Here is a 16568-nt window from a genome sequence, read left to right as displayed (position 1 = left end):
CTTTGGGCCGCCTCTTGACGGCTTAGATGTGAAGTATGACACTTAGACTGTCAGACAGTCTGATACTAGGAGGGATAGCATGAGCTTGCAACCGAAATTTCTGGGTCACACCGGCCTCACCGCCGTTATCGGCGTGCTGGCGCTGACTGGCTGCGGCGGTGTCTCATCAGGTGCACCGGCTGCATCTCCGACTCCGTCTGCGGCCGCCGAGGCCAGGCTCGCGGCTCTCGTGCCGGATGACATCCGGCAGGCAGGGAGAATGCGGGTGGCCACTGACCCTACGTATGCTCCGTTTGAATCAATGGATACGGACGGGAAGACCATTGTTGGTCTGGACCCCGACCTGGCCACCGCGGTCGGTGATCTGCTGGGCCTGAAGGTCGAATTCGTCCCGACATCTTTCGATGCGCTGATTCCCTCACTGGCTGCCAACAAGGTCGATCTGGCCATGTCATCCATTGGGGACACCAAGGAACGCGAGAAGACCGTGGACTTCGCCACGTATTACTGGAACGGCACCTTGCTGCTGGTCGGCAAGGGCAATCCGAAGTCCCTCGCCGCAGACCAGACCTGCGGGGCCCGCATCGGCGTAATCCGCGGCTCACTGCAACAGACGACGTTCCTCCCCGGTCAGGAGAGTGCCTGCACGTCGGCCAACAAGCCGGCGCCAACTGCCGAGGTCTACCAGAACGCACCCCAGGCGGAGCTGGCCCTGCAGAGCGGCCGTATCGACGGGGTCATGCTCGACGCACCGCCGCTGGCCGACGCTGCGAAGAAGAACCCGGAGAAGTTCGAAGCCGTCGGTCCGCTGCTGAAAAACCCGAACCCGGGCGGCGCCGCCCTGCCCAAGGACAGCAAGCTGACGGCTGCTGTCAACGCCGCCATCAATGAGTTGGTCCAGAACGGCACGTACGGTTCATTGCTGAGCAAGTGGAATCTGGACGCCATCAAGATCGATAAATCCGAAATCAACGGTGCCCGCTCGTGAATGCCCACACTGAACCGCTACTGCCGGACCAGGCGGCACGGGTTCCGGGGCGGCAGCACGAACCCGAACGGGTCATCAAGCTTAAACGGCCAGGTCGCTGGGCCTCCTATGTTCTGATTCTCATTTTTGCTGCGCTGGCGATCCAGTCCGTGGCGACCAATCCGAACTTCGGTTGGCCCGTCGTCGGCGAGTACTTCATGTCGCCGCGGGTGCTGGCGGGTCTGGTGAACACCCTGCAGTTGACGGTCGTTGCCATGCTCCTGGGCGTCGTGCTCGGCATCGTTCTTGCCGTGATGCGGTTGAGTACCAATCCGGCTCTCCAAGGCGCCGCGGGCCTGTACATCTGGTTCTTCCGCGGGACGCCCATTTTCGTCCAGCTGCTGTTCTGGGGCTACATTTCCGCACTCTACCCGCTGCTCAGCGTGGGAGTGCCGGGCGGACCTACGTTGTTCGCCATGGACACCAACTCGCTGATCACCCCGGTGGTTGCGGCGATTCTGGGCCTCGGATTGAACGAGGCCGCCTACATGGCGGAAATCGTCCGTGCCGGCATCGTCTCCGTCGGTAAAGGACAGACGGAGGCCGCCCATGCCCTCGGCATGTCGAACATGCGCGCGTTGCGGCGCGTCGTTCTTCCGCAGGCGATGAGCGTGATTGTGCCGCCGACAGCGAACAACGCGATTTCGATGCTCAAAACAACATCGCTCGTCAGTGTGCTGTCCTTCCCGGAACTGCTCTACGCCACCCAGCTGATTTACGCCGAGAACTTCCAAACCATTCCGCTGCTGATCACGGCCTCCATCTGGTACCTGATTGTCACCTCGGTGATGACCGTTGGCCAGTACTACACCGAACGCCACTACGGCAGAAGCACTCGGGACCAAAGCAACGGCATGCTTCGACGCATCCTGGAGCTGCAAAAAAGACGCGGCACCACTGACGCGGCCGCCGGCAGGAGAATCTGATGACCCACACACCCGAAATGATGGTCACCGCCACCAACGTCTGGAAGTCTTTCGGCCACAACGAAGTCCTGAAAGGCATCAACCTGGAAGTCCGGCGAGGCGAAGTGATGACGCTTCTGGGCCCGTCCGGATCAGGCAAATCAACTTTTCTGCGCCTCATTAACCATCTGGACACCGTATCGGCAGGCCGGATCGCAGTTGACGGCGACCTGGTCGGGTACCGCGAACACGCCGGGGCCCTTCACGAACTTCGCCCCAAAGACATCGCCCGGATGCGTTCGGAGGTGGGCATGGTGTTCCAGCAGTTCAATCTCTTCCCCCACATGACCGTGCTGCAGAACATTATGGAAGCGCCGATCGGGGTGAAGAAAGAACCCAAAGCACGGGTGCAGGAACGTGCCGAACGTCTCCTTGCACGGGTTGGTCTTTCCGACAAGCGCAACGCCTACCCCGGTTCCCTCTCCGGCGGCCAGCAACAGCGGATCGCGATTGCCCGGGCCCTGGCCATGGAACCCAAACTCATGCTCTTCGACGAACCGACCTCGGCCCTCGACCCGGAACTGGTCGGTGAAGTCCTGGACGTCATGAAAGACCTGGCATCGACGGGCATGACGATGATCGTCGTGACCCACGAGATGGGTTTCGCCCGGGAAGTCGCCGACACCGTGGTCTTCATGGACGGCGGAGTCGTCGTCGAAGCAGGCACGCCGGGCGATGTGCTGGGCAACCCACGAGAAGAACGCACCCAGGCGTTCCTGAGCAAAGTCCTCTGACCCCTTCTTTTAAGGAACAAACAATGAGAATAGCCGTCATCGGTGCCGGAATGATCGGCGTTTCGATCGCCGCTGAAGCGGCCGCCCGCGGCGCCCAGGTCACGCTGATCGACCAGGGGGTGCCCGGTGCAGGCACCTCCGCGGTTTCCTATGCGTGGGTCAATTCCAACAACAAGGAGCCGGAGAGCTACTACGAACTGAACCTGGCCGGGCTGGAGGCACACCACCGGCTCGCCGCTTCCGGTGCCGACTGGCTGCGTCCCACCGGCCATATCGAGTTCGCCACCGACCCGGAGCACGTAGTGGAGCTCCAGGGCCGTCTGGAACGCCTCGGCGAACTAGGTTACCCGGCCGATAAGATCACCCCGTCCTACGCCCGCGAACTCGTCCCTGACCTGCTCATCCCCGACAGCGCCGGGGTGGTGGCGTATTTTCCCCGGGAAGCCCACTGCTATCCCAGCCTGTACATCCGCCATCAGCTCCGCCGCGTCCAAGAATCAGGTGTAAAAATCCTGTCCGGTGTCGCGGTGGAGAATTTCCGTGAAGCACCCGGTGGCGTGCGGCTGGGCCTCAGCGACGGATCCACCATCCTCGCCGACCGGGTCATCAGCGCTGCCGGCCGCTGGACCAACACGATTACGGCCGCAGCCGGACTTGGACAGGTCATGACCGAGTACCAGGAGCCCGGCGACGTTACCGTGGGCTACCTCGCCGTCACAAACCCCCTGCCCACCTCGATAGACCGCCTCCTCACCACACCCTCACTGAACATCCGGCCCGACGGCGGCGGCCGTCTCCTGCTCCAGGCCCTGGACCTGGACGCGACGGCAGCGCCCGGAGCCGACCTGCGCCCGGACCCATCCCTCACCAACGAAATCCTCAGCAGACTCCGGGGCGTGCTGGGAAATACCGAGAACGCATCCATCACCGAGCTGCGGGTCGGAGAACGCGCCATGCCGGCCGATGGGCGCAGCATCATCGGAGCGGTCCCGTCCGTGCCCTGGCTCTACCTGGTCGCCACCCATAGCGGTGTCACCCTGGCGCCTTTCCTCGGAGTGGGCGTAACGGCAGAAATCATGGGGGAGACCGAACCCCTGTTCGCGGATTTCCGACCGGATCGCCTTCTCGACAACGCCCCCGCCGTACAGCTGGCGGCCCCTCGGAAGCCCGGACAGCAGTAAACCCGATAGCCGCGGATCCCGGGCGGCCGCCTAGGATCGTGAATCAGGCACTGGCGGCGCCAGCCCCGATATAAAGAAGTACCGCCACAACAGTAGGAGCCCACCCGTGAACAAGATCCACCGCATGACGACGGCAGAACTCAGCATCGCCGCACTCCGGGAGCAGATTCTTAGCCGGAAGATACTGCCTGGATCAAGAATCACCGAAGACGCCATGGCGCGCGAACTGGGCATTTCGCGCGCCACGGTCCGTCAGGCGCTGAACTCACTGGTCATGGAAGGGCTCCTCGTCCGCAATCCCGCGACCCGGGTACTGGAAGTCCTGAGCCTCGATGCCGCCGACGTGGCCGAAATTTATCAGGCCCGGCGGGTGCTCGAACTTGCCGGTGTGGAGGCGTCTGCCGATGCCTCCGATGAGGCGTTGCTGGGACTCAAACAAGCAGTGGCGCAGATGCGTGAAGCGGTGGAAAACGGTGACATCCCCGGGTTTGTAGAGGCCGATACACAATGCCATGCCCGGACGGTGGCCTTCCTGAACTCCCACATCCTTTCAGAAACCCATGCCTCGCTGATGGGCCGGCTCCGCCTGGCAATGACACATCTGGAGGCCGACGGCGGAGCCACCTCGGAAGGTCTCGCACAGCATCAGGAGTTCAGCGACCTGATCCTGGCCCGCGAAATTCAACAGGCAAAAGAACATCTCGCCCAGCGCCTGAACATCGCCGAACAACAAATGCTCGAGAGCCTCATCGCACCGCCGCGGGCAGCGACATAGGCGGCTGCATCGCATCGAGATTGGTTCCCGTCCCAGACGATCGCGCTACGGGACCAGCCAGCATCAGTGGCAGCTTTACCCCATCTGACCCCAGCTGAGATTCTCCGTGAAGCCTGGGCCATGAACGACTGACACAACCAGAGCCCGCGAGAGGCAATCCGATGCCAGCGGCCAGAGGCCGTCGAGCTGGGTCGGCAGCATTTGTTGCTCGGCGACGTTTAGGCTGGCGGCGAGGTTGTCTTGGCCTCGGCTTTTGCCGAACAAGATCAGGTCTGCCGTGTGATCCCGAGATCGGCTCAGATGTCGCTGACGTCGGTTTCGGGCCGGCCCACGGATGTCACGGCGCGCCGGACTTTCGCCGGCTGTTAGAGACCGGCGTCTTTCCGGCCGCACCGGGCGGAGGTGAGACTGGCGAGGGCGCGTGCGGAGATCAGCTCGCGTTCTAACTCGGCGAGTGAAGAAGATCCCGAGGGCCAGTCATCAGGAGACGGTGGTGGTCTCCATGGTCGCTGGTAGCTCAACTACGTTTTCCGAACTTCATGATCTCCGGGCGTGGGAACGACTACTTCTACACCTACACATCCGTTTCCAGAGGCTGCCTACCCGTGGGCCCTGCCGAACCGTCGTTCCTCGCGTGCTTGGCCGTAGGGTACGTCGGGGTGAAGGGTGACGGTGAAGTCGTTGTAGTCGTGCTGGGTGACCATGATCCCGTGACGGTGGCCCATTGCCATGGCCTGTGTGATGGCCGTATCGACGGCGGTGGTCAGGTTGGTTTGTAGCGTGTCCGGGTCTTTGCCGCTGACGTTCAGGGTCAGGGTGGTCGGGTGCATGGTTCTTTGCTTTCTGTCGTGCGCGGTGGGGCGGGCGCCGCGGTGGGAGCAGCGTGGCCTGGGGAGACCGGCTGCCTCCGCCGCGGTTGGTGGGTATGCGGGTGTCAGGCGTGGAGGGCGGCTGCTTCTTCGAGGTTCTGGCCTTTGGTTTCGGGGGCCATGAAGTAGCTGGCTGCGGCTCCGAGGAGGGCGATGCCGGCGGCGATCCACATGGTTCCGGAGAGTCCGAGGTGTGTCAGGGCCAGCGGGGTGGCGAAGGTGCCGATGGCGGCGCCGATCCGGCTGGTGCCGGTGCACAGTCCGACGGCGGTGGCCCGGACCTTGGTGGGGAACAGTTCGTTGGGGTAGATCCATTCCAGGATCGAGGGGCCGCCGTTGAAGATGGCGTAGAAGGCGAAGGCCAGTGCGATCAGGCCCAGGGGCGCGGCGGGGAAGAGCGCCAGGAACAGCAGACCGACGCCGGAGAGGATGAAGCCCCAGATCAGTACGGGCCGGCGGCCGAGTTTGTCCACGACGAGGAGGGCGGCGACGTTGCCGACGAGGAAGAACAGGTTGATCAGGCCGTAGCCGATGTTGGCTTCGTCGCCGGACTGGAGGTTGAACAGGGCCAGGATCTGGGGTCCGAAGGCGTAGATGGAGAACAGGGTCACGATGGTGCAGGTCCAGAAGATGGAGATGAAGATGACCCGGTGCAGGTAGCCGCCGGTCAGGACCAGTTTGAAGGCCTGGGCGCTGCTGAGTTTGGCCGCGTTGGGGTCGTGGGCGGTGATGCCGTCCAGGGTGGCGCCTTCGCCGATGGTTTTCTTCAGGATGTCCAGGGCCTCCTGGTGGCGGCCTTTGCCGACGAGCCAGTGGGGGGATTCGGGGATGGTGGCCCGGGCGATGAGGATCAGGACGGCGGGCACGGCGGAGGAGAGCAGCATCCAGCGCCATCCGTCTTCGAAGGAGAGGAGCCAGTAGCCGACGAAGGCGGCGACGGTGGCGCCGACGAACCACATGGCGTTCAGCCCGCCGAGGAGCCGGGCACGCCAGGTGGCGGGGACGAATTCGGCGACCAGGGCGGTCGCGATGGGGTAGTCGGCTCCGACGGCGATGCCGATGAGCAGCCGCAGGACGAACAGCTGCCAGGGTTCCTGGACGAAGAACTGGGCGATGGAGAACACGATGATGGCCATGAGGTCGATCGTGTACATGAGCTTGCGCCCGATTTTGTCGGTGATGTTGCCGAAAACGAGCCCGCCGAGGAAGACACCGATCAGGGCGGAGGCGCCGATGAGACCGTTCCACCAGTCATTCATCTGCCAGGCCGGGATGACCTGGACCAGGGCGATGCCGATGATGGCCAGGATGTAGCCGTCCAGGAACGGGCCCCCTGAGCTGAAGAGGGTGAGGCGTTTGTGGAAGGAGTTCAGCGGCGCTGAATCGATGGTCATTTGAGACCCGGGTGCTGCGTGGGAAAGCATGGTGGTTCCGATCTGGGAAGAGGGAAAACGACGTTGGTAACCCAACAGATCCGTGGCCGTGGTCCGGTCAGGCTGTTACGGCTGCGACCGCATCGATCTCGATGCGTTTTTCGCCCCTGAACCGGGCAGCCGCCAGGATCCGGCCCCGGGCCAGAATCCCCAGCCTGTCCCACGCCGGTGCCGCGTCAGCAGCAGCCTGGATCGCCTGCGCCAGCTCTTCGGAACCGGCCTGGTGATAGGTGGTGACCGCTTCCTCCGGTGCCGAGGGGTTGAACCGGGACGTCGTGTCCGCGGTCCCTTCAACCCACCTTCCGTTGATGAAGCTGCTGGCGGGCTTGGTCATGACGGGCATTCTGGAACCTCTTAGGGTTTGGTGATCTGTGACTGTCCTCACGATCAAACGGTAAACCCGAAACCCGGCCCACTGAAGTATCTATTTGACTCCCATCAATACTCACTTAGTCTTGTTCGTATGAACCTTCGTCGCCTGGAGCTTTTCGTCGCAGTGGCCGAAGAACTGCACTTCAACCGAGCCGCCGAGCGGCTGCACATGGCCCAGCCGCCGCTGAGCCAGCAGATCCGCAAACTCGAAGAGGAATGCAAGACCCAGCTGTTCGTGCGCAACTCCCGCAACGTGCAGCTCACCGCCGACGGCGAACTGCTCCTCAAGCACGCACGGAAAGTCCTCAGCCAGTACGGGGCCATGACCGCGGCCCTCCGGCAGGCCCGCGACGGCGAAATCGGCAAGCTGCGTCTCGGCTTCGTCTCCTCGGCAGCCATTTCGGCCCTTCCACCCGTGGTCCGGGAACTCCGGTCCCACTGGCCCGGCATCGACCTCGAGCTCCGCGAGGAAACCACCGACGCCCAGATCGAGCTCATCACCGCCGGCGCCCTGGACGCCGGAATCGCCCGGGAAGTCCGGACCGTGCCGGGCCTGGGCACCACACTCCTGCAAAACGAACGCCTCGTGGTGGCCGTCGCGACAGACCACCCCTGGCGGGCCGAGGATCAGTTCGGCTTGGCGAACTGAAGGGCGAGCGGTTCATTGCCTTCCCGCGGGACAGGATCTCAGGGCTTTTCGACCACATCGCCGCCTTGCTCCACGCCGCCGATGTCGACTTCGACCTCGCCCAGCAGGCCGTCCAGTTCCCCACCATCCTCGGGCTGGTCGCCGCCCACCTGGGCATCGCAGTCGTCCCGGAATCCCTCCGCGCCTTCGCCATCCCCGGCCTTGCCTACCTGGACATCAACGACACCACCGCCATCTCCCGCGTCAGCCTGATCTACAGCAACGACATGACCGACTCACCCCTGGTCGCCAAAGTCAGGGACGCATGCCGGCAGACCATGGGAGCCCCGGGGCCCGGCTAACAGAACGCTGCACCGTCGGCGGGCTCAGCGCCACACCAACGCGTGCTGTTTCTGGCAACCGGGCTTTTCCATCTGTTTCCGGCCGTGTTCGTCCTCACCCCGGGTGAACAGGTCTGGAGCAACCCGGCACAGCTGGTGCTTCCGGTCCTGACACTGGTGCTGGCTGTCTCCCCGTATATCGTCCGCATCATGCGGGCCACCATGCTCGAGGTCCTGGACAGCCAGTACGTCCAGCAGGCGAGGCTCAAGGGGCTTCCGGAGCGCGTGGTGATCCTGCGTCATGCCTTGCCGAACGCCGTCGGCCCGGTTGCCCAGGTGATTGCACTGCAGCTCGCCTGGCTGATCGGCGGGGTGGTGATCGTTGAGTTCCTGTTCCGCTTCCCGGGCGTCGGATTCCAGCTGATCGATGCCGTCACCAACAGGGATCTGCCCGTGGTGCAGGCACTGGTGATCGTCATAGCCCTGTTCTATGTGGTGGCGAACCTGCTTGCCGACGTGGTCACCCTTGCCGCCAACCCGAAAGTAAGGTTCATCCTCACGGACGACGACGCCGCACCCGCCGGAGCCACCCACGGCCAGGACGTGCTGGAACTGTCCATGCTGGCCATCCAGCAGCAGGCCGCCTCCGCCGTGGACATCTCCTGGGAAAAATCCCCGCTGGACCAATAACTCCCGCACCGACGAGGCTGAACGACAGATTTCCTTTTGCTGAGGGAATAACTGAGGCCGACCCCTATGGGGCCGGTTTCAGTTATTTATGCACAGCATCAGCGAAGCTGACTACCTACACCGAGCACCATAAGGTCTTCACCCACAATCAGCTTCCCGTTGAACCCCTTTTCAGCCGCCTACCACCGGGCCGGAGAATTGTTGGCGGGAACGAAGTGGGACAGGACCAGGTTCGCGGATCACCACAGGCTCAGAAAGGCGGCCCTGGTTGCCCAGCCAGTACTCCGTCTTCCCGGAAAGTTCGGCGATGGAGTGCGTGGCACAAGATTCGGCACCTACCGTGCGGAGGGTGTTCTCCTCGGCCACCGCCTTGGCCCCGTTCTCGCATGGCTCGCCCGCCTTCCGTTTCATGGCCGATTCCGGGCCTGGTTCAGCCCGGGCAGTTAAACCCGCCCTGCTGGTTCAACCGCAGCAGCGACTCCGCCGGGCGGGTAACCCGGCCTGCGACACCGCACGTTCCAGTGCCACCATGACGGCCTTGACGCCGGCGGCCTCGGTCTTCGGCTTGTGGACCTCGAGCTTGTCCTCATTGATGTCCGCGACGGGGGCGGGCTGCTTCCCGAACTTCAAGGCTCAGAACCTCTACTTCTTCGCTGCAGGTCTGGATGTTCGCGGCACGATGGCTCAAGGGATGCCGGCTGGAGGGCCTCTGGTTGCGGATTTTCCGTCGATTGACTACTGGAAAGTCCGTCCGCAAATTGGACGCTTCGCCGGAAATCGCTCTAGGGCTCGTGACTACTGACAGCCCCTAAAGAAGAGCCCTTTTGACACTAGCGACCCAATTCTTTCCCAAGGAATAGGGTCGAGCCAGACCAAATGCCACAAAGTCTTGTTGCGCCAGTCGGGCTAACTGGCCGGAACTACGTATTGCTTAGCTGCGACCTTTGCGAGGCCCTTGGAGAGGCCAGCGTCGGTTAGGAGCTTGCCGATCGTTCCGTCTTCACGCTGAGAGATAATTCCGGTGTCAAGGGCTTCTTTAAGACTCGTATTTCCCTTGGTGATGGGGAAGGCAGCCTCGGGAGGGTTCTTATTGGCACCAACGCGCAGGTCGGGCTTGTCGTCGGAAAGGGCAATATTTATGCCGTTGACATCCTTGAACTGAAGCTCTTGGACCCCAAACGCGTCGACTTCCGCATCCAGGCGGCCGGCGTCGAAATCGGCCTTCAACTCCACGGATTCTGGACGAGACCATTCAGGCCTAGAGACAACATTTTCCACGACTACGCACCCTTCGGGGATGTGGCGGGGCCGGTGTTGACGGTTTCGGCGTCCGCGGTAAGCCCTAGTTGCAGCAGTCGTCCATATCCGGGAATCGGGTCATTAATGCCGGAGATGCGAAGCATGTGCCAGGCGAGGGCCTGGTTGCTGCTGATAATGGGCTTCCCAAGGCTTACCTCCGCGCGTTCAAGGATTTCCAGGGTCCGGAGGTTAGTGCAGGAGACGAACACGGCGTCGCAAGGCGAAGACCGTCCTACTTGCAGGATCGCCTGGTAAACCGATTCAGGACTGATGCGGGCAACCTTGCGTTCCTCGGATTCGTCGAAGGAGCCCAAAGCTGTGATCGTAAGGCCGTCTGCTTCCAAGTTCGTGCGGAGGTGTTCGGAGACTCCGGCTACATATGGGCTGACAAATCCCAGCCGGCGGACGCCCAAGACGTTGCAGGCTGCCCGGACGGCGGTCAAGGGATCGGTGACCGCCGGCGCTTGGGGAACGTTCTGGGAGAAGGTGGCGTAGGCGGACCGGACGGCCAACGCCACATTTGCCTGTCCGATCACGCTGGCACCGGACGTGCATGCGTAGCCAATCGTATCAAAGGGTGCCCCGGTGGGAAGGAGAGCGACGGCGGGGGGGGATATGTCGTTCCATGGCTGCCAAGGTTTCTTCGGTGACGTCCAGTCCACTGGGCACGCGGGTGTGGTGGATTGCGACGCCGGGAATATTCAGGAGTGTCCGGAATTCGTATTCGAGTGTTTCATCAACCTGCAGGACGATGACACCCAGCCGGGCGCGCTTCGCCACACCAGTATCTGATTCGTAGGACAACTTCATCTCAATGCACCTCAGGAAGCTGTTCAGGGGCGCGGCGGCTCAAGAGCTGTGGCCCGTTTTCGCGGAGCACGAAGTTTTCCTCGTGCACCATGCCCTGGCCGGGCTTCATGTCCAGCGAGGGTTCAAGGGTAAGGACCATGCCGGGAACGAGGACGGTCTCATCCGTGTCGGTGTGCGAGGGCCATTCGGTCAGTTGCATGCCCAGCCCATGGCCTAAACGCCCAACATTTCCGCAGGCATAGCCGTTGTCGACAATGACTTTTTGCATCGCCCGGAAGAGGTCGCCTGACGTTGCGCCGGGCCGCGCGATGTCCAGGGCTGCATTGGTGGCCTCGAAAAGTGTGGCGTACCCGTGGGCCGCTGCCCGGTCCGCGGAGCCGATGGCATAGTTGCGGTCAAAGTCGCAGAAGTAGCCGTCGTAGACCGTGCCCGTGTCAATCATCAGCACGTCACCGTCGGTCAGTGGACGATTCCCCGGAGGGGAGATGACATTGTCGTATCCGCCGGGAGCGGCCGCGCCAACAAGGTATGGAACATCGTCAGCGCCGCGTTTGAGCAGCTCGATCTTGACTGCACGAAAGGTTTCGATGAGTGGCTGGCCGGCGGCGGCTATGCCGGGAACCAGGTCGAAGACATCGGAAGCGATGCGGCAAACGTGCGCGATCTTTTCGATTTCCGCCTCCGATTTGACCATGCGCAGGGACTTCACGACCCCGGTGGCATCGTGGAAGCTGAAGCCCTGCAGCATGCCCTTGAGCCGGTTGTAGTCCCTCAGCGGCATGCGCAGTGTGGTCTCTGGGCCCATCGGCACCCCTACTCGGGCGTGGTCTCCCAGAACTTCGCGCATAGTCTCGGCCAGCAGCGAGACCCCTTCATCTTCGGGCTGCGGCGAAGTCCAGGAGCGGATGTCATCGATCCAGGTCTGCGCCACCGGGGGGTATCCAATGCCCGGAACCACTGCCGTTGGCTGCCCGTTGGCCGGTACCAGAAGGAACCACGGCCGTGTCGGGCTCTGCCAGAACTGCGTCAGGAACCCCGTGAAATAGCGGAATTCTGGCTCGGTGGTCAGGAACAGAGCATCCAACCCGGCCTCGGCCATGAGGTGTTGGGCCCGCACCAGCCGGGACTCAAATTCTTTGTCATCGAAGCCTCGGCGCGGAGCGCTCAGCGGCGGGGTTCCTTCCAGCCCGGTCTGGGGCGTGTTACTGGTGCGGTCGGTCGGTTCGCTGGTGATATTCACGGTTGGTGACTCCTTGGTGCGGGTGACTACCCAGGTTGTTGAGGGGGCGCTGGAAGTTCAAGCCACGGGACGAAAGGTCGACCGTCGGTTTTCGGCGTCCATGCGGTTTGTCTCGACGTACTTGAGTTTGGGGAAGCCGAGCGATGCCGCGTCGCCGGGCAATTCTTCACCGCGGAGCGTGGCCTGCGCGGTTTCCCGCATGCAGAGGATGCTGATGAAGCCGATCACACCGGCAATCGCCATGTACCAGCCGGGAATCAGTTGGTTCCCGGTGGTTTCGATCAGCTGGTTAGCCACCGTCTGGGACGGCCCGGCGAAGAATGCCGTCGAAAAGTTGTAGCCGATCGCAAAACCGCTGTAGCGCACGGCGGTGGGGAACAAAGCCGGGAGGGTGGAGGATACCGCTGCCGTCAGGATCACCAACAGCAGGCCCAGTACGGCCAGTCCGAGAAATTGAAGAAGTGGATTCGGCAGTCCGAGCATCATAACGGCCGGGACGGAGAGCACCGCGTAGCCTGTGGCGGCGAGCAGGAGCAGAGGCTTGCGGCCCACCCGGTCCGACAAGGCTCCCACAGGCGGGATGGCGATCAGCATCAGGGCCATCATCCCGACCAGCATCCAGTTGCCCTCGGCGGTGTCGTGTCCCAGCTGGCTGCTGAGGTAGGTGGGCATGTACCCCAGGACCATGTAAAAAGCCACGTTGAGCAGGACCACGAAACCGGAAAGGACCAGGATCTGCTTCCAGTGATGCTTCAGGACCTGGCGCACCGGCGCCTTTGTGCCTTCCTTGTGTGCGGAGGCCTCCGAGAAGACCGGGGCCTCGTCCAGCCGGGTCCGGATCCACAGCGCAATGATGCCCATCGGGATGGTGGCCAGGAACGGGAGCCGCCACCAGCCCTCAAGCATCCCTTGTTCGCCGACGATGCTGACGAGGCCGGTACACAGAATGCCCGCAAGAATGAATCCGACGGTGGTTCCGAATTCCAGGAAGGAGCCGAAGAAACCGCGGCGGCGGTCCGGAGCCGACTCCGCCATGTAGACGGCCGCGCCGCCGTACTCTCCGCCGGCAGAGAAGCCTTGAAGCAGCCGGCAGATCAGGAGCAGGGCGGGTGCCAGAATCCCGGCGGTGTCCGTCGTGGGCAGCAAGCCGATGCAGCCTGATGCCAGCGTCATCAGGATCACGGTGAGAACCATGACCTTCTGTCGGCCTACCTTGTCGCCCAGCGGACCCAAGATGATGCCGCCCAGCGGCCGGACGAGGAAGGATAATGCCAGGGTGGCCAGCGTTAACGTAACGCCCACGCCGCCGTCGCCCGCCTTTGACCCAAAGAAATTTGTTGCCATGTAGATGGTGAGGTATCCATAGACGGCGTAGTCGTACCATTCAACGGCGTTCCCCAGCGCGGAGCCGGTGATGGAGCGTCGGAGCGTTTGCCTGGCCTCCGGGCTATCGGGCTCGGACCCCGGCGCCATGAGCATCGGTTTCTTGCTAAGTAGCGGCTGCATACTCGTCACAGGCTTTGTCCTTCGAGGTGATGGTGTTCAGGAAAACATTCGAATTTGGTGCGCAATGTCGGGGGGCGGGGGGCGTAAATCCTCCGGCCCTGGGCCGGATGACGCGTCTGAAGATCGTTTTCGCCGTTCTAAGGGGAATGTGGCGACAGTCACGTGTGGGTTGGGTTCCATCATGACGGTCCATCGTCGAAAGTAAAAGCGGATTTTCGTGGCCGGTAAGATCCACAAAAACAGGACGTTCCACGAGGCGGCGAACGAAGTGATATTTGAAGGAAAAGTAAAAATAACCAAGCAGTAACCATTGCTTTTGCTTTAGTCCAAAGTGTCGGAACATGGTGGCATGCCTTCACTAGACACCGCCTACTGGTACGCCCATCCCGCCGCCCGGACCTGGCAGACCGCGGCCCCGGACTCCGCAGCGTCCTTCCACCGGACACTGACCGGCTACGCCCCCACCCCGCTGACCGAACTTCCAAGTCTGGCTGCCGAACTCGGGGTGGGCCGGGTATTCCTCAAAGATGAGTCCAACCGGCTCGGACTGCCCGCCTTCAAGATTCTCGGCGCGTCCTGGGCCGTGTGCCGGGCCCTGAGCGCCCGTTACGGGCTGGACGCCGAGACCATGAGCGTTCCTGCGCTCCGGGACTACCTCCGGGCCGGCACCACGCCCCACGAACGGCCTGTGCTGGTCACTGCCACCGATGGAAATCACGGGCGCGCCGTGTCACGCATGGCCGCCTTGCTCGGGCTCGAGGCCCGGATCTACGTTCCCAATGGCCTCAGCCCGGCCGCGGTCGACGCCATCCGGGGCGAAGGTGCAGAACTCCACCATGTGGACGCAATCTACGACGACGTGGTCGCCGTCGCCGCAGCGTCAACGGAAGGCAGCAGCTGCGACCTGCTGATCCAGGACACCTCGTGGGCCGGTTACACCGACGTCCCACGCTGGATCGTTGACGGCTACGCGACGCTCTTTGACGAAATTGACGAGGCTCTGACGCAGTCCGGCTATGCCGGGGCAGACCTGGTAGCCTGCCCGGTCGGCGTCGGCTCCCTGGCGCACGCACTGGTGGATCACTACCGGACCCCCGGTAACGCCGCACCGTCGCTGCTCAGCGTGGAACCGGAAACTGCCGCCTGCGTCGCCCAGTCGCTGCTCGCCGGCCGTCCTGTCGTGGTCGACACTTCCTACCCGTCCATCATGTCCGGGCTGAACTGCGGGACGCCCTCCGAGATGGGATGGCCCGCCCTGCTGGCAGGGATGGACGCAGCTGTCAGTGTTACCGAAGAAAACTGCCGGCAGGCCGTCATGGACCTGACCGATCTTGGCCAGGATGTGGGCCCCTGCGGGGCCGCGTCCCTGGCCGGGGTGCGGGCCGCCCTCTCCAGACCGGAACGGCGACAGCAGATGGGCCTGGACGAAACCTCCGTGATCGTCCTGGTCAGCACCGAAGGCCTCGCGGCCAACCCGCTCCGATGAAAGACTCATTGCCCATGGAAACCAGCGAAAACGTCAGTCCAGAAACCGTGCCCGGCGTGCTGGAGGACCCGGCAGCGCTCCTGCAGGACCTCGTCCGGATTAATTCCGTCAACCCGGGCCTGGTTCCCGGCGCGGCTGGAGAAACAGCCCTTGCAGACTTCACTGCCGCCTGGCTGCAGACACGGGGCTTCACCGTGACCCGGCTCGAAGCCGTGCCCGGGCGCCCCTCGATCGTTGCCGTCGCGGCCGGCACGGGCCAAGGTAAGAGCCTGATGTTTAACGGCCACCTCGATACCGTCACGCTTGCCGGCTATGACGGGGAGCCCCTTGAGCCCCGCATGGAGGACGGCCGCATGTATGGCCGCGGGACGTTCGACATGAAGGCCGGCATCGCCGCGATGATGGTCGCCGCCGCCGCCGCCGCATCCCGGCCGCATGCGGGGGACATCATCGTGGCCCTCGTCGCGGACGAGGAGTTCGCCAGCGCCGGCACCGAGGAGGTCCTCCGGCATTTCACGGCCGACGCCGCCATCGTCTCAGAACCCACGCACGAGGACATCGTGATCGCCCACCGCGGTTTCGTGTGGTTCGATGTCACCATCCACGGCACCGCCGCGCACGGCTCCCGCCCTGATCTGGGCATCGACGCCATCGCCAAGACCGGGAGATTCCTCACCGGCCTCGAGGAGCTCAGCCGGTCGCTGCTCGGCGGCGCTGTCCACCCGATGCTGGGCACGGGGAGCATCCATGCCGCGCTCATCCGCGGCGGGGAGGAACTGTCCAGCTACCCCGCGGCCTGTACCGTCTCGCTCGAACGACGCACGGTACCGCGGGAGAGCGCCGCAACGGTGGAGGCCGAGCTGCGGCAAATCCTCGATTCCATCGCCGCCTCCGACCCCGACTTCAGCTACAGCCTGGCCGCGGGTCTGGAACGCCACGCGTTCGAGGTCCCCGCCGACGCCCCGATTGTCCGTGCTGTGGCGGCGGCCGCGGGGGCGGTCACGGGCCAGGCCGCCACCGTCCGTGGCGAAGCGTTCTGGACCGATGCTTCCCTCATGCTCGAAGCCGGGATTCCCGGGCTGCTCTTCGGCGTCGACGGCGGCGGAGCCCACGCCGCCACCGAATGGGTCGACCTCGACTCGCTGACAAGGGTCAGCCAAATCCTTGCCGCCACCGCCACCGAATTCTGCCACTAAACACACCTTTGAAGGA

The 16568-nt window shown here is 63.4% G+C and carries 15 protein-coding genes and 3 pseudogenes; 9 read left to right on the top strand and 9 right to left on the bottom strand.

Annotation, left to right across the window (positions count from 1 at the left end; translation table 11 throughout):
- Window positions 1–79: 79 nt before the first annotated feature.
- The 5 genes from ACQCSZ_RS24780 (at window position 80) to ACQCSZ_RS24760 (ending at window position 4682) form a co-directional block, all read left to right on the top strand.
- A complete protein-coding gene (locus ACQCSZ_RS24780; RefSeq protein WP_427008633.1) occupies window positions 80–988 on the top strand; it encodes an ABC transporter substrate-binding protein in 909 nt (302 codons plus the stop codon).
- Complete coding sequence (locus ACQCSZ_RS24775; protein ID WP_427008632.1) at window positions 985–1953, top strand: amino acid ABC transporter permease; 969 nt, start codon at window positions 985–987, stop codon at window positions 1951–1953. Before ACQCSZ_RS24780 ends, ACQCSZ_RS24775 begins: the two co-directional genes overlap by 4 nt.
- Window positions 1953–2726: an amino acid ABC transporter ATP-binding protein gene (locus ACQCSZ_RS24770; RefSeq protein WP_427008631.1), complete on the top strand. Its 774-nt coding sequence runs from the start codon at window positions 1953–1955 to the stop codon at window positions 2724–2726. Before ACQCSZ_RS24775 ends, ACQCSZ_RS24770 begins: the two co-directional genes overlap by 1 nt.
- A gap of 23 nt (window positions 2727–2749) precedes the next feature.
- Window positions 2750–3907, top strand: a complete 1158-nt coding sequence (locus ACQCSZ_RS24765) for an NAD(P)/FAD-dependent oxidoreductase (RefSeq protein ID WP_427008630.1) — start codon at window positions 2750–2752, stop codon at window positions 3905–3907.
- Between the two features lie 106 nt (window positions 3908–4013).
- Entirely contained in the window at window positions 4014–4682 is a 669-nt protein-coding gene (locus tag ACQCSZ_RS24760; RefSeq protein WP_427008629.1) for a GntR family transcriptional regulator, read from the top strand.
- Window positions 4683–5281: 599 nt separating this feature from the next.
- Here the strand turns inward: ACQCSZ_RS24760 and ACQCSZ_RS24755 are convergent.
- The 3 genes from ACQCSZ_RS24755 to ACQCSZ_RS24745 form a co-directional block, all read right to left on the bottom strand.
- Complete coding sequence (locus ACQCSZ_RS24755) at window positions 5282–5512, bottom strand: hypothetical protein (protein WP_427008628.1); 231 nt, start codon at window positions 5510–5512, stop codon at window positions 5282–5284.
- Between the two features lie 104 nt (window positions 5513–5616).
- Window positions 5617–6945, bottom strand: coding sequence for an MFS transporter (locus ACQCSZ_RS24750; RefSeq protein WP_427008627.1), 1329 nt, complete (start codon window positions 6943–6945; stop codon window positions 5617–5619).
- Between the two features lie 97 nt (window positions 6946–7042).
- Window positions 7043–7318: an aldehyde dehydrogenase family protein gene (locus ACQCSZ_RS24745; protein WP_427008626.1), complete on the bottom strand. Its 276-nt coding sequence runs from the start codon at window positions 7316–7318 to the stop codon at window positions 7043–7045.
- A gap of 129 nt (window positions 7319–7447) precedes the next feature.
- Between ACQCSZ_RS24745 and ACQCSZ_RS24740 the strand changes: the two are divergent.
- Window positions 7448–8346, top strand: a pseudogene (locus ACQCSZ_RS24740) (LysR family transcriptional regulator).
- A 42-nt stretch (window positions 8347–8388) separates the two neighbouring features.
- A pseudogene (locus ACQCSZ_RS24735) lies at window positions 8389–8874 on the top strand (ABC transporter permease); the annotation flags it as partial.
- Between the two features lie 372 nt (window positions 8875–9246).
- Here ACQCSZ_RS24735 and ACQCSZ_RS24730 read toward each other — a convergent pair.
- The 6 genes and pseudogenes from ACQCSZ_RS24730 to ACQCSZ_RS24705 form a co-directional block, all read right to left on the bottom strand.
- Window positions 9247–9645 (bottom strand): annotated as a pseudogene (locus tag ACQCSZ_RS24730) (hypothetical protein); the annotation flags it as partial.
- Between the two features lie 276 nt (window positions 9646–9921).
- Complete coding sequence (locus tag ACQCSZ_RS24725) at window positions 9922–10293, bottom strand: hypothetical protein (RefSeq protein WP_427008625.1); 372 nt, start codon at window positions 10291–10293, stop codon at window positions 9922–9924.
- Between the two features lie 2 nt (window positions 10294–10295).
- Window positions 10296–10850, bottom strand: a complete 555-nt coding sequence (locus ACQCSZ_RS24720) for a maleate cis-trans isomerase family protein (RefSeq protein ID WP_427008624.1) — start codon at window positions 10848–10850, stop codon at window positions 10296–10298.
- A 34-nt stretch (window positions 10851–10884) separates the two neighbouring features.
- Entirely contained in the window at window positions 10885–11124 is a 240-nt protein-coding gene (locus tag ACQCSZ_RS24715) for a hypothetical protein (protein WP_427008623.1), read from the bottom strand.
- Window position 11125: 1 nt separating this feature from the next.
- Window positions 11126–12241: a M24 family metallopeptidase gene (locus ACQCSZ_RS24710; RefSeq protein WP_427008670.1), complete on the bottom strand. Its 1116-nt coding sequence runs from the start codon at window positions 12239–12241 to the stop codon at window positions 11126–11128.
- A 180-nt stretch (window positions 12242–12421) separates the two neighbouring features.
- Complete coding sequence (locus ACQCSZ_RS24705; RefSeq protein ID WP_427008669.1) at window positions 12422–13870, bottom strand: MFS transporter; 1449 nt, start codon at window positions 13868–13870, stop codon at window positions 12422–12424.
- A gap of 349 nt (window positions 13871–14219) precedes the next feature.
- Here ACQCSZ_RS24705 and ACQCSZ_RS24700 point away from each other — a divergent pair, with 349 nt between their 5' ends.
- Window positions 14220–15356 carry a diaminopropionate ammonia-lyase gene (locus ACQCSZ_RS24700; RefSeq protein WP_427008622.1) on the top strand — a complete coding sequence of 379 codons (1137 nt, stop codon included), beginning with the start codon at window positions 14220–14222 and terminating at the stop codon, window positions 15354–15356.
- A 14-nt stretch (window positions 15357–15370) separates the two neighbouring features.
- The gene (locus ACQCSZ_RS24695; protein WP_427008621.1) at window positions 15371–16552 is read left to right on the top strand and encodes an ArgE/DapE family deacylase; all 1182 of its coding nucleotides are present in this window, start codon (window positions 15371–15373) and stop codon (window positions 16550–16552) included.
- Window positions 16553–16568: the final 16 nt, after the last annotated feature.

The organism is Pseudarthrobacter sp. H2 (genome assembly GCF_050157045.1).
Classification (GTDB): Bacteria; Actinomycetota; Actinomycetes; order Actinomycetales; family Micrococcaceae; genus Arthrobacter.
This window is presented reverse-complemented; position numbering and strand designations above follow the sequence as displayed.